The sequence below is a fragment of the uncultured Granulicatella sp. genome (assembly GCF_963515095.1).
Lineage (GTDB): Bacteria > Bacillota > Bacilli > Lactobacillales > Aerococcaceae > Granulicatella.
The window spans coordinates 131,348-149,121 of sequence record NZ_CAUPXD010000001.1 but is presented as its reverse complement, the minus strand read 5'-3'; the positions used below and the strand labels follow the sequence as shown (position 1 = coordinate 149,121).

Annotated in this window: 15 protein-coding genes; 6 read left to right on the top strand and 9 right to left on the bottom strand. The window is 35.0% G+C overall.

The genetic code is table 11. The features are described from left to right. Window positions 1–104 precede the first annotated feature (104 nt). From tuf to malQ, 7 genes are all read right to left on the bottom strand, one after another. Window positions 105–1,292, bottom strand: coding sequence for an elongation factor Tu (gene tuf / locus RWL86_RS00705; protein WP_314076695.1), 1,188 nt, complete (start codon window positions 1,290–1,292; stop codon window positions 105–107). A 160-nt stretch (window positions 1,293–1,452) separates the two neighbouring features. Then, the gene (gene fusA / locus RWL86_RS00700) at window positions 1,453–3,540 is read right to left on the bottom strand and encodes an elongation factor G (protein WP_006703606.1); all 2,088 of its coding nucleotides are present in this window, start codon (window positions 3,538–3,540) and stop codon (window positions 1,453–1,455) included. 71 nt (window positions 3,541–3,611) lie between these two features. Further along, window positions 3,612–4,082 (bottom strand): 30S ribosomal protein S7, encoded by a 471-nt coding sequence (gene rpsG, locus RWL86_RS00695; protein ID WP_006703607.1) that lies wholly within the window; start codon window positions 4,080–4,082, stop codon window positions 3,612–3,614. A 61-nt stretch (window positions 4,083–4,143) separates the two neighbouring features. Then, complete coding sequence (rpsL, locus tag RWL86_RS00690) at window positions 4,144–4,557, bottom strand: 30S ribosomal protein S12 (protein WP_005607493.1); 414 nt, start codon at window positions 4,555–4,557, stop codon at window positions 4,144–4,146. A gap of 274 nt (window positions 4,558–4,831) precedes the next feature. Continuing rightward, window positions 4,832–5,551 (bottom strand): peroxide stress protein YaaA, encoded by a 720-nt coding sequence (yaaA, locus tag RWL86_RS00685; RefSeq protein ID WP_314076693.1) that lies wholly within the window; start codon window positions 5,549–5,551, stop codon window positions 4,832–4,834. A 97-nt stretch (window positions 5,552–5,648) separates the two neighbouring features. Next, complete coding sequence (locus tag RWL86_RS00680; protein ID WP_314076692.1) at window positions 5,649–7,910, bottom strand: glycogen/starch/alpha-glucan phosphorylase; 2,262 nt, start codon at window positions 7,908–7,910, stop codon at window positions 5,649–5,651. A gap of 19 nt (window positions 7,911–7,929) precedes the next feature. Next, a complete protein-coding gene (gene malQ / locus RWL86_RS00675; RefSeq protein ID WP_314076699.1) occupies window positions 7,930–9,456 on the bottom strand; it encodes a 4-alpha-glucanotransferase in 1,527 nt (508 codons plus the stop codon). A 307-nt stretch (window positions 9,457–9,763) separates the two neighbouring features. On the opposite strand from malQ, the gene RWL86_RS00670 reads away from it, so the two are divergent. From RWL86_RS00670 to RWL86_RS00645, 6 genes are all read left to right on the top strand, one after another. Continuing rightward, a complete protein-coding gene (locus RWL86_RS00670; protein ID WP_314076691.1) occupies window positions 9,764–11,065 on the top strand; it encodes an ABC transporter substrate-binding protein in 1,302 nt (433 codons plus the stop codon). Window positions 11,066–11,164: 99 nt separating this feature from the next. Next, entirely contained in the window at window positions 11,165–12,091 is a 927-nt protein-coding gene (locus tag RWL86_RS00665) for a sugar ABC transporter permease (RefSeq protein WP_314076690.1), read from the top strand. Further along, complete coding sequence (locus tag RWL86_RS00660) at window positions 12,091–12,966, top strand: carbohydrate ABC transporter permease (protein WP_314076689.1); 876 nt, start codon at window positions 12,091–12,093, stop codon at window positions 12,964–12,966. Before RWL86_RS00665 ends, RWL86_RS00660 begins: the two co-directional genes overlap by 1 nt. 81 nt (window positions 12,967–13,047) lie before the next feature. Beyond that, window positions 13,048–14,031: a LacI family DNA-binding transcriptional regulator gene (locus RWL86_RS00655; protein ID WP_314076688.1), complete on the top strand. Its 984-nt coding sequence runs from the start codon at window positions 13,048–13,050 to the stop codon at window positions 14,029–14,031. A gap of 115 nt (window positions 14,032–14,146) precedes the next feature. Further along, window positions 14,147–14,620 (top strand): MarR family transcriptional regulator, encoded by a 474-nt coding sequence (locus RWL86_RS00650; protein WP_314076687.1) that lies wholly within the window; start codon window positions 14,147–14,149, stop codon window positions 14,618–14,620. Window positions 14,621–14,644: 24 nt separating this feature from the next. Beyond that, window positions 14,645–16,003 (top strand): MATE family efflux transporter, encoded by a 1,359-nt coding sequence (locus RWL86_RS00645; protein WP_314076686.1) that lies wholly within the window; start codon window positions 14,645–14,647, stop codon window positions 16,001–16,003. 23 nt (window positions 16,004–16,026) lie between these two features. On the opposite strand, the gene RWL86_RS00640 is transcribed toward RWL86_RS00645, so the two are convergent. Beyond that, a complete protein-coding gene (locus RWL86_RS00640; protein ID WP_314076685.1) occupies window positions 16,027–16,383 on the bottom strand; it encodes a YbaN family protein in 357 nt (118 codons plus the stop codon). Between the two features lie 9 nt (window positions 16,384–16,392). Next, complete coding sequence (gene rlmD / locus RWL86_RS00635) at window positions 16,393–17,748, bottom strand: 23S rRNA (uracil(1939)-C(5))-methyltransferase RlmD (protein ID WP_314076684.1); 1,356 nt, start codon at window positions 17,746–17,748, stop codon at window positions 16,393–16,395. Window positions 17,749–17,774: the final 26 nt, after the last annotated feature.

Sequence of the window (17,774 nt, the reverse complement as noted above, 5' to 3'; positions counted from 1 at the left end):
GCTGCTTAATTCCTTCACTAAAATTGTTTCATCAACCCTATTTGACAAAGAGCCACAAAAAAAATCCTCCCAAAAGGGAGGATTGAAAATCAATTTAATAAAAATTATTTTTCGATGTTAGCTACGATACCAGCACCTACAGTACGTCCACCTTCACGGATAGAGAACTTAGTACCTTCTTCGATAGCAACTGGGTGAATTAATTCAACTTCCATAGTTACGTTGTCACCAGGCATTACCATTTCAGTACCTTCTGGTAACACACAAACACCAGTGATGTCTGTTGTACGGAAGTAGAATTGAGGACGGTAGTTAGAGAAGAATGGAGTGTGACGTCCGCCTTCTTCTTTAGTTAATACGTAAACCTCAGCTTTGAATTTTGTATGTGGAGTGATTGTTCCTGGTTTAGAAAGAACTTGTCCACGTTCGATGTTGTCACGTGTAACACCACGTAATAATGTACCAATGTTATCCCCAGCTTCAGCGTAGTCTAACAATTTACGGAACATTTCAACACCTGTAACAGTTGTTTTAGAAGTTTCTTCAGAAATACCAACGATTTCTACTTCGTCACCAACACGAACTTGTCCACGTTCAACACGTCCTGTAGCTACAGTACCACGACCAGTGATTGAGAATACGTCTTCGACTGGCATCATGAATGGTTTGTCAGTGTCACGTTCTGGAGTTGGGATATATTCGTCAACAGCAGCCATTAATTCTAAGATTTTTTCTTCATAAGATGCATCGCCTTCTAAAGCGCGTAAAGCAGAACCAGAAACAACTGGAGTGTCGTCTCCTGGGAAATCGTATTCTGATAATAAGTCACGAACTTCCATTTCTACTAATTCTAATAATTCTTCATCGTCAACCATGTCAACTTTGTTTAAGAATACAACGATATAAGGTACACCTACTTGACGTGATAATAAGATGTGTTCACGTGTTTGAGGCATTGGACCATCAGCTGCAGATACTACTAAGATAGCACCGTCCATTTGAGCAGCACCAGTGATCATGTTTTTAACGTAGTCCGCGTGTCCTGGGCAGTCAACGTGAGCATAGTGACGAGTGTCAGTTTCGTACTCAACGTGAGCTGTATTGATTGTGATACCACGTTCGCGTTCTTCTGGAGCTTTATCGATTGAACCGTAATCTTGAGCTTGTGCGAAACCTTTCTTAGCTAAAACAGTTGTGATAGCTGCAGTTAAAGTTGTTTTACCGTGGTCAACGTGGCCGATTGTACCAATGTTAACGTGTGGTTTTGAACGGTCAAATTTTTCTTTTGCCATTTTAAATAATTCCTCCTAAATGTTTGAGTATTTTTGTTAGATTCTATAACAGTATCTACCGATTTGAATTATACCAAAGAATACCTATAAAAATCAACTGGTTACACTAGGTAACCAGTCGACCTAGATTCTTTGATGAAGTTGCATTTTTAGCGATTCATTATTCGCCATTTCCGCCATTTTTCTTAATGATTTCTTCTGCAATGCTCTTAGGAACATCTTCGTAGTGGTCAAATGTCATTGAGAATGTACCACGACCTTGAGTTGCAGAACGTAATGTAGTTGCGTAACCGAACATTTCTGATAAAGGAATCATACCTTTAACGATTTGTGCGTTACCACGAACTTCAGAACCTTCAACGCGTCCACGACGAGCGTTAACGTGACCCATTACATCTCCGAAGTATTCTTCTGGAACTGTAATTTCTACAGCCATCATTGGTTCTAAGATAGATGGTTGTGCTTTCTTAGCAGCAGCTTTCAATGCCATTGAAGCAGCAACTTTGAAGGCAGTTTCTGATGAATCGACATCATGGTAGCTTCCATCATATAATTTAGCTTTGATGTCAACTAATGGATAACCAGCTAATACCCCGTTTTCCATAGCATCTTTCAATCCTGCTTCTACAGCTGGGATGTATTCACGAGGAACTACCCCACCGACGATAGCATTTTCGAATTCGAATCCAGCACCTTCTTCGTTAGGAGCAAATTCAATCCATACGTGACCGTATTGACCTTTACCACCTGATTGACGAACGAATTTACCTTCTGCTTGAGTAGAAGCACGGAATGTTTCACGGTAAGATACTTGAGGAGCACCTACGTTAGCTTCAACTTTGAATTCACGACGCATACGGTCTACGATAATATCTAAGTGTAACTCACCCATACCAGCGATAACTGTTTCACCAGTTTCTTGGTTAGTGTAAGCACGGAATGTTGGGTCTTCTTCAGCAAGTTTTTGTAATGCAATACCCATTTTATCTTGGTCAGCTTTTGATTTTGGTTCAATCGCTACTTCGATAACTGGATCAGGGAATTCCATAGATTCTAAGATAACTTCTGCTTTTTCATCACATAATGTGTCCCCAGTAGTTGTATCTTTAAGACCTACTGCCGCAGCGATATCTCCTGAGAATACTTCAGGAATTTCTTGACGTGAGTTAGCGTGCATTTGTAAGATACGTCCTACACGTTCACGTTTACCTTTAGTTGAGTTTTTAACGTATGAACCTGATTGTAAAGTACCAGAGTACACACGGAAGAATGTTAAACGACCTACGAATGGGTCAGTCATAACTTTAAATGCTAATGCTGAGAATGGTTCTTCATCTGAAGAATGACGTTCTACTTCTGCATCAGTGTTAGGGTCAATCCCTTTAATAGCTGGTACGTCTAATGGTGATGGTAAGTAGTCAACTACTGCATCTAACATTAATTGTACCCCTTTGTTTTTGAAAGCTGATCCACATAATACTGGATAGAATTCAGCAGCACATGTAGCTTTACGGATAGCTGCTTTTAATTCTTCTTGTGAAATTTCATCGCCTTCTAAGTAGCGTTCCATTAATTCTTCATCAGTTTCAGCTACTGCTTCCACTAATTTTTCACGCCATTCTTCTGCTAAATCTTGTAAATCTTCAGGGATATCTGTTTCTTGGATATCTGTACCTAAGTCATTTGTATAGATTTCAGCTTTCATTTTAATTAAATCGATGATACCTGAAAACTCATCTTCAGCACCGATTGGTAATTGAATTGGGTGAGCATTTGCTTGTAAACGTTCATGAATTGTACGTACAGAATATAAGAAGTCTGCACCAATTTTGTCCATTTTGTTAGCAAATACGATACGAGGAACACCATATGTTGTAGCTTGACGCCATACAGTTTCTGTTTGAGGTTCAACCCCAGACTGTGCATCAAGTACCGCAACAGCTCCATCTAATACACGTAGAGAACGTTCTACTTCAACTGTGAAGTCCACGTGCCCTGGTGTGTCGATGATGTTAATACGGTGACCTTTCCATTGTGCTGTTGTAGCAGCAGATGTGATAGTGATACCACGTTCTTGTTCTTGTTCCATCCAGTCCATTTGTGAAGCACCTTCGTGAGTTTCACCAATTTTATGGATTTTACCAGTGTAATAAAGTACACGCTCAGTTGTTGTAGTTTTACCTGCGTCAATGTGAGCCATGATACCGATATTACGCGTGTTTTCAAGAGTAAATTCTCTCTTTGCCATCTTCGTTCTACACCTCTTTATTTAATAGTTAATTTATGCATAGATTAAAAAGCCCGAAGGCTTTTTGAATCTTACCAACGATAGTGAGCAAACGCTTTGTTTGCTTCTGCCATTTTATGAGTATCTTCACGTTTTTTAACAGAAGCACCTGAGTTGTTCGCTGCGTCCATGATTTCACGAGCTAAACGAACTTCCATAGTGTCTTCACCACGTAAGCGTGAGTAGTTTACTAACCAACGTAAACCTAATGTAGTACGACGGTCTGAACGAACTTCAACTGGTACTTGATAGTTAGAACCACCAACACGGCGAGCTTTAACTTCTAATACTGGCATAATGTTCTTCATAGCTTGATCGAACACTTCCATTGGATCATTTCCAGTTTGTTCTTTAACGATGTCAAATGCATTGTATAAAATTGTTGCTGCTTTACCACGTTTACCATCTACCATTAAACGGTTGATTAAACGAGTAACTAATTTTGAATTATAAATTGGATCAGGCAAAACATCACGTTTTGCGACAGGACCTTTACGAGGCATTTATAATCCTCCTTTCATCATTTTGAGTTATTAATTATTATTTTTGTTTTGTTAACCTAAATTATTTTTTAGGACGTTTTGTACCGTATTTAGAACGACCTTGCATACGGTTGTTAACTCCAGCAGTGTCTAATGCACCACGGATGATATGGTAACGTACCCCTGGTAAGTCTTTTACACGTCCACCACGGATTAATACTACGCTGTGTTCTTGTAAGTTGTGACCGATACCTGGAATGTACGCAGTTACTTCGATTAAGTTTGATAAACGTACACGGGCATATTTACGTAACGCTGAGTTAGGTTTTTTAGGTGTCATAGTACCTACACGAGTACATACACCACGTTTTTGTGGAGAGTTTGTATTCGTTTGTGATTTTTTAAAGCTGTTATATCCTTTACCTAACGCTGGAGAAGCTGATTTCTCAACTGCTGATTTACGAGGTTTACGGACTAATTGGTTAATTGTTGGCATTTAGCTCTTCCTCCTTCCCTATCGGGTTCTTCTTGGTCCACACATCCTGGTGGTCCATTTTTTTGTAAAAATTAAAAGACACATAAATGTCTCTCTCAGTGGCCTTTTTACCAGTCAGCACGACTGATATGATTTCTAATCAGGAATCAGGTATAAAAGCACCTTTGACATAGTACCATAATTATCTATATCCGTCAACGGGTATAGGCTATTTCTTTTTATAGTTTTTGGATATAATCTAAGTATTATTCAATTTGCAGATTATACTCTATTCTTAAACTTCTTTTACGAAACAATAATGATTTTCTTTCGAAAGGGATGCATCAAATGCAAATCCATCTACGTTAAATTTTTGCAATTCAGATTTATTTTGAACATCATGACTCATCATCCACGCTGCCATTTTCCCTCTAGCTTTCTTTGAAATGGTAGAATGCTGTTTTAACACACCTTCTTTTTTCTCAAAGAAATCAACGTCTACCCAATCATATTGTTTTTTATTAAATAACGAAGAAAATTCACTGCTTGCTAAATTGACAATGCATTCCTCTTTTTCAAAAGATGTTACGATTCGTTCTTTCCAATATCTTTTCAGAGTTTCTCCTTCAATTTTTAAACTCATCGTTAAATCTAATCGATATGGCTTCACACATTCCTCTGGACTAATCGCTCCATATAACGCTGAAAGTATTCTAATATGTTTCACTGCATAATCTCGATGTTCTGCCCAATTTGCTACTTGCTTAAAACTGCGAAATGCTAACCCTTGATATAAGTCCATCGCATGATAAGTAACACTTTCTTGAAACTTTTGAATTTTATCCCAATTTTCTTCTAACAAAGTGTCACTCACTTTCAATAACTTCTGTAATTCTTCCTTACTATAACTTTTTAGTATAGAAACAATTTTTTGACTATCTTGTGTCAGCACCCAATCTTTTTGCACTGGTAAATCTGTCGCCATTTCTTTTGCGGGTGACATAATAATTTTCATTGAATCATCCTTTCCTTTTTGCCTAATTCTATTGTAACGCAAAAAAGAAGCAAGAAACAACTCTCGTTATTTCTTACCCCTTCATTTTTTCGCTCTATTAGTTTAATTTCCAAATATCACGGTTGTAGTCTGCAATCGTACGGTCGCTTGAGAAGAAACCAGCCATTGCAATGTTTGTAATTACTTTTGCAATCCAATTTTCACGATCGTGATAATCTACTAACATACGTTCTTTAGTTTGGATATAGTCTTCTAAGTCTAATAAAGTCATGAACCAGTCTTTATTTCTTAATTCATTGAATAATCTTTCTAGACGTTCTCTATTTCCTAATGATACTAAAGCATCACTTACGATAAAGTCTACTAATGGACGAATCGCTTCTCTTTCATAGTATGAGTATGAATGGTAATCACTATTTTCATAATGTTTAATAACAGTATCGCTATCTTCACCAAAGACATAAATGTTTTCATCTCCAACTAATTCGTGGATTTCCACATTCGCTCCGTCTAATGTTCCTAATGTTAACGCACCATTTAACATGAATTTCATATTTCCTGTTCCACTTGCTTCTTTTGAAGCTAATGAAATTTGTTCAGAAATATCCGCTGCAGGAATTAAGTGAGTTGCTGCAGTAACGTTGTAGTTTTCTACCATTACAACTTGTAAATGTGGGCTTACTTCTGGGTCATTGGCAATTAATTCAGATAAGCATAAAATTAAATGAATAATATCTTGCGCAATAACATAAGCAGGAGCAGCTTTTCCTCCAAAGATAATTGTGATTGGTTTTGCAGGAATGTTTCCATTTTTAATATCTAAATATTTGTAAATCACATATAATGCATTCATTTGTTGACGTTTATATTCATGCATACGTTTAATTTGAACGTCAAAAATTGAATCTTCTTTAACAGTAACACCTTGGTGTTCTTGTAAGAAATGTTTCAAACGTAATTTATTGTTACGTTTAATACCTTTCAATGTTTCTTGGAATTCTAAATCATGTGTATGAGCTTTTAACGCTTCTAATTTAGTTGCATCATAACGGTATTCTTTTCCAATTGTGCGGTCTAATAATTTTGCTAACTCTGGGTTAGCGTGTAATAACCAACGACGGAAAGTAATACCGTTTGTTTTGTTATTGAATTTCTCTGGATAAATTTCATAGAAATTCTTCAATTCGCTTTGTTTTAAAATTTCAGTATGCAATGCTGCTACACCATTAACACTATATCCATAGTGGATATCCATGTTTGCCATATGAACACGGTTATATTCGTCAATAATGGCTACACTTGCATCATCAAATTGTGCTCTTACACGTGCATCTAATTCTTTAATAATTGGTACTAAGTGAGGTACAACTTGTTCTAAGTAATGTAAAGGCCATTTTTCTAAAGCTTCTGCTAAAATTGTGTGATTTGTATAAGCTGTCATTGAACGAACAATTTCAACTGCTTCATCAAACTCAATGCCACGTTCACCTAATAAACGAATTAATTCAGGAATTACCATCGATGGGTGAGTATCATTAATTTGAACTGTTGCATATTCTGCTAAGTCATGTAAGTTACTTCCTTTAGCAACTGCTTCATCTAATAACAATTGAGCCCCATTACTTACCATGAAGTATTGTTGGTAAATACGTAATAATTCACCTTGCTCATCACTATCATCTGGATATAAGAATAATGTTAAGTTTTCAGCAATTCTTGTTTTATCAAATACGATTGAATCGTCATGAACTAATGATTCATCAATTGTATCTACATCAAATAAATGTAATTGATTTTTATGAGATTGTTCATAACCTAAAACATCGATATTAAACATTTTTGATTTTAATGTAAAGTTCGCAAATGGTACTTCATATGAAACAGAAGTTGGAACTAACCAACTATCTGGAGTTAACCAGTTATTTGGCACTGCATTTTGTTGATTATCTTTGAATTTTTGTTCAAATAATCCAAAGTGATAATTTAATCCAACTCCATCTCCTGCTAAACCAAGAGTTGCGATAGAATCTAAGAAACATGCTGCTAAACGACCTAATCCGCCGTTTCCTAATGATGGTTCCAATTCAATTTCTTCGATTTCTGCTAAAGTATGACCTTCAGCTTCTAATTCTTCTTTTACTTCATCATAAATCCCTAAGTTAATTAAATTATTTGAAAGCAATTTACCAATTAAAAATTCTGCAGAAATGTAATATACTTTTTTCTTTCCTTCATTTACTGGTAATGCTGCACTTTTTTCTTTTGTATAATGTAATAAAGCTACATATACTTCTTCTTTTGAACATTCTCCTAATGATTTATGATAATTACTTTCTACATATTGTTTTAATGTTTGCATTTTTATCTCCTTCTACTTGTTAACACCACAACTGTTCGTTTGAACGATCATATAATTTTGTAATTTCTAAAAGGAAGTTTTCTACTTCTGATGTAATATCTCCCTCTTGCATTCTCCACACCCAGTTTCCACCAAGAGTGCTTGGAATATTCATACGAGCTGTTGTATCTAATTGTAATAAGTCTTGCATTGTGGCAATAGTCATTTTACTTACAGAACCATATAAACTTCTTAGCATTGCATAGCTAATTGGTTCATCTGTGCGATTTAAATAACGATTACAGAAATTACGTTCTTCCTCTGACGCAGAGTTATACCAACCTAATACCGTATCATTGTCATGAGTTCCAGTATAAGAAACAGAATTTACTGGATAATAATGTGGTAAATCTGTGCTACTTGGACTTGCACCCATAAAACCAAACTCAACAATTTTCATTCCAGGGAATCCTGTAGCTTCACGTAATTCGATAACAGCATCATCCATAAATCCTAAGTCTTCCGCAATAATTGGTAAATCTCCAAGTTCATTTTTCACAGCTTCAAATAAATCATAACCTGGACCTTTTACCCATTGACCACCAGTAGCATCTGTTGCACCAGCTGGAATTTCCCAATAAGCAGCAAAACCACGGAAATGGTCAATTCTGACAACATCAAATAATTCAAAGCTTGCTCTCAATCGTTTGATCCACCAAGTAAAGCCATCTAATTTCATCGCTCTCCAATTATAAATTGGATTTCCCCATAATTGTCCTAATGGTGAGAAGCCATCTGGCGGACATCCTGCTACACAAGCCGCATTGCCCACTTCATCTGTTTTGAAGTAGTGAGGTGTTGCCCACATTTCAACGCTGTCTTCTGCAACATAAATTGGCATATCTCCAATAATTTGAATATGGCGTTCATTCGCATAGTGTTTCAATGCTTTCCATTGTTTATCAAATAAATATTGAGTGACACGATGATATTCTAATTTGTCTGCTAATTTTTCACGGTAGTTTGCTAAAGCTTCTGGATGACGACGTTTAATTTCTTCATCCGTCCAATTAGTCCAACTCTTCATATCGAAACTTTCTTTAATCGCCATATATTCTGCAAATGGTTCTAACCACTCTGCTTTTTCTTCCACAAAACGATGGTAATCTGATAAATCTCCTCTTTCTAAGAAACGTTGAACTACTTTTTCTAAAATAGGTCTTCTTCTTTCATAAATTAACGCATAATCTACAGTCGTTGCATCTTCTCCCCAATTACCCGCTAATTCTTCAGTCGTTAATAGACCTTCTTGAACAAATTGATCAAAATCTAAAAAATGTGTATTCCCAGCAAACGCTGAAAATGATTGATATGGCGAATCACCATAACTTGTTGGTCCTAGAGGCAAAATTTGCCAATAAGTTTGTTTACTACGTACAAGAAAATCTACAAAATCATACGCAGATTTTCCAAATGAACCAATTCCATATTTTCCTGGTAAGGAAGAAATATGCATTAACACACCAGATTGTCTTTCTGTCATAAGTATTACTCCTCTTTTCTTTATCAATTTTAGATACGTAGTTTTTCAATTACGCAATCGTTTGCCTTAATACTAGTAGAAAAAAAATAAAAATGCAAGTAGAAATTTATTTTTTTATAAAAGCCTTAAAACATTTGTCGTTAAAAGAAAAAACTCTTCTATATATTATTAAAATTTTTTGAAGTAATTTCTTGTTTAAAAAATGTAACCGCTAAAATTTTTTTATTTTTTTAGAAAAAAAGTGTTGCAAACGATTTCTAAAAGAGGTATACTAAAGCCAGTTAAGAAATCGTTTGCGTTAACTGAATATATCTCAAGGGAGGAAAAAATAATGGCAAACACTTGGATTAAAAAATCATTCGTTGTTGGTTTAGCTGGTTTAGCATTAGCAGCTTGCGGCAGCAAATCAACTGACTCTACAAAAGGAGGCTCTTCTGAAAGCAAGAAAGAATTCACTTTATATAGTAACAAGAGTGAAATTCAAGACGCTTTAACAGCATACGCTAAAGAATGGGGCGACAAAAACGGAGTTACAGTAAACATTAAAACATGTTCTGGTTCATGTAAAATTGCAGATCAATTAAAAACTGAATTTACAGCTGGAACTGCTCCAGACGTATTCGTAATCGAAGGACAAGCTGGATACGACTTATGGAAAGATAACTTACAACCACTTAAAGGTGACTGGATTGATAAAACAGAATTCGAATTCAAACAAGGAAACGATGTTTACGGATTCCCAGTTGCTGTTGAAGGTTACGGTTTAGCTTACAACAAAGAAGTATTATCTAAAGCTGGTATCGACCCTGCTTCATTAACTTCATTTGATGCAGTTCAAAAAGCAATGGATACATTAGAAAGCAAAAAAAATGAATTAGGTTTATCTACAGTAGTAGCAACAGCTACTAAAGAAGGTGAAACTTGGATCATGGGTATCCACGACTTCGCTGCTTACTTAAGTTCAGGTTTACCAAATGGTGACCGTACAATTACTCAACAAGTAATTAAAGGTGAAACTGATAAAGCTCGTTTATCTAACTATGCTGACTGGGTTGAATTATTATTCAACCATACTGAGAAAAAATTATTAACAGTTGGTACACAAGAAGATATGGACTCTGCATTTGCTAGTGGTAAAGCAGCATTCTTACACCAAGGTAACTGGAAAGATCCTAACTTAAAACAATTAAATGCTAAATTCGAAATGGGATTCATCCCTTATCAAACTTTAGGTAAAGACAAAAATGCTGATGGATTATTCATCGGTGCTCCATCTTACTATGTAGTTAACAAAGACACTAAAGCTTTAGATTCAATCAACAAATTCTTCTCTGACTTAGTTGATACTAAAGAAGGTCAAGATTACACAGTAAACAAAGCTAACATGATTTCAGCATTCTCTACTTCTAAAGAAATGCCTAGCGCTCCATTATCTAAATTCTTAGCTGAATGGGTTGCTGCTAAAAAACCAGTTTATTCATTTGATAACCCATACTTCATGCCTGACAACTTCTTAATGGGTAAATTAGGACCAATCTTCGGACAATACGCTCAAGGTTCAATCGACAAAGCTAAATTCCAAGAATTGATCACAAATCAAATCAAAGAAGTACCAAGCTTACTTCAAAAATAACAATTAAGTATGTAACACAGGCCCACAACTACTTACAACGGTCGTTGTGGGTTTGCTGTTATTAATACCTCATCGATACATAAAAGGAGGAACCCTAACATGTCTAAGAATAAAAAAGCTCTTAGTCGTGACGATCGCGCAAGACGTACGTTTTACTGGCTTGTGCTACCGGCATTTATCATTTTCGCACTCGTAATTATTGTACCTTTCTTCTTAGGTTTCTACTATTCTCTAACAGACTGGAAGAGTGTTACTCAAACTAAAATTAATTTTGTTGGATTAAAAAACTTTACAGACAGTTTTGCTGATACTCGTTTCCAATATTCATTAATGATTACTGTTATTTTCGCATTATTTAACGTAGTAGTTGTAAACTTCGTGTCATTTGGTTTAGCTTTACTAGTATCTAGTAAAATTAAATTAAGTAATATTTTCCGTGCAGGATTCTTTATTCCTAACCTTATCGGGGGACTTGTATTAGGGTATATCTGGCAATTCATTTATAACTCTGTATTCCCTGCTTTAGGTTCAGCTATTGGTAGTCAATTCTTAGTTGAAAACCTATTTTTAGGTGATGTTAAATTAGCTGTATTAGCTTTAATCATTACCAACACTTGGCAATATGCAGGTTATATTATGATGATTTACTTTGCAGCATTACAAAATGTACCTTCAAGTTTAGTAGAATCTGCTTCTCTTGATGGCGCAAATGCTTTACAAAGATTAAGACATATTATTATCCCAATGGTAATGCCTGCATTTACGGTATCACTATTCTTAACAATTACTAACTCATTTAAAATTTTCGACGTAAACTTCTCACTTACTGGTGGTGGACCATCTCTATTATGGCATGATAAAGCTATCCAAAGTACAGAGTTTATTACAATGAACATTTATAACACTGCTTCTGGAGATAACTTAATGGCACAAGGTCAAGCTCGTGCAGTTATTCTATTCTTCATTTTAGTAGTGATTAGTATTGTTCAAACAACAATCACTAAACGGAAGGAGATTGACTTATAATGAAAAACCAAAAACTTGGCTTATTACTTTTAGAAATTTTTGGAGTTGCTTTATTCCTATTATTCTTAAGTCCAATCTTTTTATTAGTGATCAACTCAGCTAAAAGTTCTGCTGAAATCCTAGCTAGCCCATTATCATGGCCTGAAAGTTTCGGTCAACTATGGACAAATGCGGTAACAATTTGGAATAACCCTTCCATTAAATACCCATCATCATTCTTTGCTTCAACAATTATTACAGTGATTTCATTAGTAACGATTACATTATTCTCAGCATTAGCTGCTTGGGGATTAGTTCGTTACCGTTCTAAATTATCAACTGTAGTATTCTTCATCTTTGTAGCATCAATGGTAATTCCTTTCCAAGTTGTTATGTATCCATTAGTAACTTGGTTCAAAATTTTAAGTGACGCAATTACAAATCCATTATTTGGATTCAGCTTATTACGTACTTATCCTGGTATCATCTTTGCTTATACTGGGTTTGGGATGTCTCTATCTGTATTCATGTTCCACGGATTCATCAAAGGTGTTCCACTTGAAATCGAAGAAGCTGCTGAATTAGATGGATGTAATAAAATGCAAACATTCTTCTATGTTGTATTACCAATTTTAAAACCAATCTATGTAACGATTTTAATCTTAAATGGTATTTGGATTTGGAACGACTTCTTATTACCACTATTATTATTAGGTAAAGGAAATGCAATTCAAACACTTCCAATCGCAGTATCTAACTTTGCAGGATCATTTACAAAACAATGGGATATGATTTTAACATCAACTCTATTAATTATGTTACCAGTCATCATCCTATTCTTAATTGCTCAAAAACATATCATGAAAGGTATGGTTGACGGAGCTATCAAATCTTAAGATGATTTTTACTCTGGGCTGGTTAACAATGTTTTCCTGCCCAGATTTTTTATTGTTAAATTTTAAAAAGGAGGAACATAAATGGCTGTCACCATTAAGGATGTTGCTCGGCTAGCAGAAGTATCACCCTCAACGGTTACACGAGTGATTCAAGATAAACCAAGTATTAGCCAGGCAACTAAAAAAAGAGTTCGCCAAGCAATGGAAACTCTTAATTATCATCCCAATTTTAATGCTAGAAGCTTAGCTAGTAACAAGACAAATGTCATTGGAGTCGTTCTTCCAAAAGATACGGATGCATTTTATCAGAACTCTTTCTTCCCTGAAGTTATTCGAGGGATTTCTCAAATTGCTGCTGATTATCATTATTTAATCCAGCTCTGTACAGGAAAAGATGACGAGCAACGTTTACGTATTTTAAAAGACACTATTTTAGGGAGACGAGTTGATGGGATTATCTTTCTTTATGGGGAAACGGACGATCCATTAGTGGAATTAGCAATCGAACAAGAATTTCCTAGTGTTGTTATTGGAAAATCTTTATCTCCATTTATTTCATTTGTGGATAATAATAATGAAAAAGCTGGATTTGATGCTACTGAATATATGATTCAAGAAGGTTGCTCTTCTATCGCATTCGTTAGTGGTCGTCATCAATTATTCGTTTCCCAAGATCGTTTAATTGGTTATCAACGAGCTTTAGAACAGTATCATATTCCTTTTAAAGAAGGGTTAATCTCACATGTTGGGGAATTTACAAGAGAACGTGGATATCAAACAATGAAATCAATCATTGAACGAGAATCGATTGATGGTGTCGTAACAACCGATGCCTTAATAACTGAAGGAGCACTCAGATATTTAAATGAACAGAAAATTTCTCTTCCTGTTATTACATTCGATTCAAATCCGCCTCTACTTCCCATGACTGCCTATGTAAACATTCATACATTAGAACTTGGTAGAAGTGCCTTTGAAATGTTATTAAAAGTCATTGACTCTTATAATGATAAACAAATAATGTGTTATCGTACATTTGTAGAACATTCTATTATTCGATTATAATAAGAAGAAAGTAAGCTATCCAAAGCTTGCTTTCTTCTTTTTTATAATTATCCATTGTCAAATAGTACTTTTTTTTGATAAAATAGTACCAATTCAAATACGATTGGAGAGTACTATGGAAACTAATAACCCACTATCTGACAAACTATGCTATTCTATTTATTCCACACAAAAACTCGTGAATAAATTTTATCAACAAGCTTTAGCACCTTTTCAATTAACATACACACAATATATTGTTTTAGAAACTTTGTGGGAAGAGGAAAAACTTTCTTTAAGCGAAATTGGTCAAAGAGTCGGGCTTGAAAGTAATACACTTACTCCTCTATTAAAACGATTAGAAGAGAAAAAGCTTATTATTCGCAGAAATCCTGCTAAAGATAAACGTCAACTGATTATTCGTCTAAGTGCTAACGGGAAGAGAACACATGAACAAGTAGAAGAACATTTAAAAACTTGTTTCACGAATGTCGAAGGCTTTGATTTTGAAAAAGCAAAAGAGCTCATTACATTAAATAATCAATTAAAACAAACAATTGAAGATTTTATTTCAAAAAAGGAGGAAGATGCTAAACAAATAGAAAACTAATTTTCTATTTTGTGCTGCTTTATTATGTTTAAAAAAACGTCTGTAAATTTATTAGATGGTCCTATTTTACGTTCTATTATTGCCTTTGCAATTCCCATCTTAATTTCAAATATTTTTCAACAATTGTACAATACAGCAGATATTATGATTGTTGGTCGTTATCTTGGTCCTAACGCTCTTGCTGGGGTTGGAGCCACTGCGGCTATATTTGAACTTGTCATTGGGTTTGCTCTTGGAGTAGGAAATGGGATGGGCGTCATTATCGCTCGATGTTTCGGCGCTAAGGATATGGATCAATTAAAACACGCTGTAGCGTCAACGATTATGATTGGTCTTGGCTTAAGTATGATTGTTTCCACTATTGGACATTTTGGAATGTATCCTTTATTAGAATTTTTAGGAACTCCCGCTGAAATTATTGATTTATCTTATCAGTATATTCATATGATTGTCCTATGTGTAGGAGTGACATTTGCTTATAATCTCTGTGCTGGATTACTTCGTGCAGTTGGAGATAGTCAAGCTGCATTATATTTTTTAATATTTTCTGCTATTGTAAATATTATTTTAGATTTATTCTTTATTACTCAATTACACTTAGGTGTGCAATCAGCAGGTTTAGCTACCATTATTTCTCAGGGACTATCTGCTATTCTGTGTTATTTTTATATTCGAAAAAGAGCCAATTTCTTATTGCCGAAGCGAAAACATTTTACATGGGATAAAGAATTGTATCTTGATTTATTAGGACAGGGTCTAGCAATGGGGCTAATGACTTCGATTGTTTCTATCGGAACAGTAACATTACAAACTTCGATTAATGCACTAGGGTCAACGATTATTAGTGCTCAAACTTCTGCTAGAAGAATTATGTCGTTTTCTATGCTACCTGTTTCAGCGATTGCATCCTCCTTAACGACCTTTACTTCTCAAAATTTAGGAGCGAATCGTCCTCATAGAATTCAGCGTGGGATTTATTTAGGAAGTATAGTCGCTATTGCTTGGACGATATTTATTGCCATTACATTATTTTTTGCCAGTCCAACCTTAAACGAATTAATTTCTGGCTCGACTGATCCTGAACTAATCTCGAATGCATCTCTTTATAATCGTATTAGTTCATCATTTTATCCAGTATTAGCCGTTTTACTAGTCCTTCGAAATAGTTTACAAGGATTAGGACAAAAAATTACGCCATTAATTTCAAGTTTCATTGAATTATTTGGGAAAATTTTATTTGTCATCTTTATTATTCCATCTACTGGATATATTGGAGTTATTTTCTGTGAACCACTCATTTGGGTTCCTATGACGATTCAATTATATTACTCCTATAAACATCAACCTATTATTCAATCATTAAAAAACGCATCTCATTCATAAAACGAGATGCGTTTTTTATGTGCTTATTTATCCGGAATAACTTTAAATAGATAATACGTAATAAATACCGTTAATAAACCTAGACCGATCTTCACATAAATAATTGGGGCAAAATAAATAGAAATCCCCATTAAAATGTAAATATAAATAATAATTTTCTTTTTACGAGATCGTGCAATGGATTTTGTTTCTAAATAATCCGATACATAAATTCGGTATAATTTTGTATTTGCAAACCATTCTTCAAATCTTTTGGAGCTTTTTGAAAAACAGAATACCGTTAATAATAAAAATGGTGTCGTTGGTAAAACTGGAAGAACAATTCCAATTATCCCTAATGCTAATGAAATCCATGCTACAACAAAATAAAATCCTCTCATATTTCCTCCTTAATTCATTCGTTCTAATACAGCTACTGTTTCAATTGCTGTCGTCATTGGGAACATATCCACTGGTTGAGCATAAAGCGCCTTATAACCTTTTTCTTGAAATAATGCTAAATCTCGTGCTAATGTTGCAGGATTACAGCTAACGTACACAATTTTTCTAGCTTTTGTTTTAACTGCTGCATCGATAAAGGCTCCATCTAATCCTTTTCTTGGCGGATCGACTACAATCACATCTGGTTGTAATCCTGAGTCTACCCAAGTTGGCATAACTTTTTCAGCCGCTCCCACTTCGAATGTTACATTGTCAATCTGATTGATTCGTGCATTTTCTTTCGCCATTTGAATGGCATCCGGTACAATTTCCATGGCATAAACTTTTTTAGCACGTTTGGCAAAAGCTAAACTCATTGTTCCGATTCCACAGTAAGCATCGACTACTGTTTCATCTCCAGTTAATCCAGCTGCTTGAATTGCTTCATGATACAACACTTCCGTTTGAATTGTATTAACTTGGAAAAATGAACGTGAACTAATCGTAAAAGTAAATTCCATTAATGCTTCTTGGAAAGCATCTTCTCCAAATAATACTTTCTTTTGAGAACCCATAATAACATTTGATTGACGCGGTTGAATATTTTGGACAATCGACACTACTTCTGGTAATTGCTGAGTGATTTGCTCTACAACTGCCTCTTTTTGAATGAATTTCTCTGTACGAGTTACTAAAATAATCATCACTTGAGAAGTACGCAATCCTCTACGTACAATTATATGACGTAAATCGCCGGTATGTTTCTCTTCATCATAAGCTTCAATCTCATATTTCCGCAAAATATCTCTGACTACTAAAATGATACGATCAATTTCTGGATCTTGAATATGAAAATCTTCGATTGGAACTAAGTCGTGTGAGTTTTTCTTGAAAAATCCTGTCGTTAATAAGCCATCTACCATTCTTACAGGAATTTGCGCTTTATTACGATATCCAAATGGATGTTCCATTCCAATCGTTGGACGAACTTCTAACTCTGGCATTTTCGCAATTGTATTCATGACATGTTTCACTTGTTTTTGTTTGAACTCTAATTGAGCGTCATATTTCATATGTTGTAAAGGCATTGTTCCCACTCGAGTTCCATTTGGATCAACTAATGGAATACGATCAGGACTCGTAGATACCCATTCAACAACTTTAGCATAGCCAAATTTTTTCCCAAGTTTTAAAACATGCGCTACTACTTTTTCCCCTGGTAGAGCATTTTCAATAAAAAGAGGAAATCCATCTACTTTCGCAACGCCCATTCCTTCGTACGTCAAATCATCAATTTGTACTTCTATACGGTCATTTTTTTTCATCTCTATCCTCACTCACTACTATTTGT

Bases quoted from the DNA above. Each gene is read 5' to 3' on its own strand.
- tuf (WP_314076695.1), bottom strand. From the start codon at position 1,292: ATGGCAAAAGAAAAATTTGACCGTTCAAAACCACACGTTAACATTGGT.
- fusA (WP_006703606.1), bottom strand. From the start codon at position 3,540: ATGGCAAAGAGAGAATTTACTCTTGAAAACACGCGTAATATCGGTATC.
- rpsG (WP_006703607.1), bottom strand. From the start codon at position 4,082: ATGCCTCGTAAAGGTCCTGTCGCAAAACGTGATGTTTTGCCTGATCCA.
- rpsL (WP_005607493.1), bottom strand. From the start codon at position 4,557: ATGCCAACAATTAACCAATTAGTCCGTAAACCTCGTAAATCAGCAGTT.
- yaaA (WP_314076693.1), bottom strand. From the start codon at position 5,551: ATGAAAATTATTATGTCACCCGCAAAAGAAATGGCGACAGATTTACCA.
- RWL86_RS00680 (WP_314076692.1), bottom strand. From the start codon at position 7,910: ATGCAAACATTAAAACAATATGTAGAAAGTAATTATCATAAATCATTA.
- RWL86_RS00670 (WP_314076691.1), top strand. From the start codon at position 9,764: ATGGCAAACACTTGGATTAAAAAATCATTCGTTGTTGGTTTAGCTGGT.
- RWL86_RS00665 (WP_314076690.1), top strand. From the start codon at position 11,165: ATGTCTAAGAATAAAAAAGCTCTTAGTCGTGACGATCGCGCAAGACGT.
- RWL86_RS00660 (WP_314076689.1), top strand. From the start codon at position 12,091: ATGAAAAACCAAAAACTTGGCTTATTACTTTTAGAAATTTTTGGAGTT.
- RWL86_RS00655 (WP_314076688.1), top strand. From the start codon at position 13,048: ATGGCTGTCACCATTAAGGATGTTGCTCGGCTAGCAGAAGTATCACCC.
- RWL86_RS00650 (WP_314076687.1), top strand. From the start codon at position 14,147: ATGGAAACTAATAACCCACTATCTGACAAACTATGCTATTCTATTTAT.
- RWL86_RS00645 (WP_314076686.1), top strand. From the start codon at position 14,645: ATGTTTAAAAAAACGTCTGTAAATTTATTAGATGGTCCTATTTTACGT.
- RWL86_RS00640 (WP_314076685.1), bottom strand. From the start codon at position 16,383: ATGAGAGGATTTTATTTTGTTGTAGCATGGATTTCATTAGCATTAGGG.
- rlmD (WP_314076684.1), bottom strand. From the start codon at position 17,748: ATGAAAAAAAATGACCGTATAGAAGTACAAATTGATGATTTGACGTAC.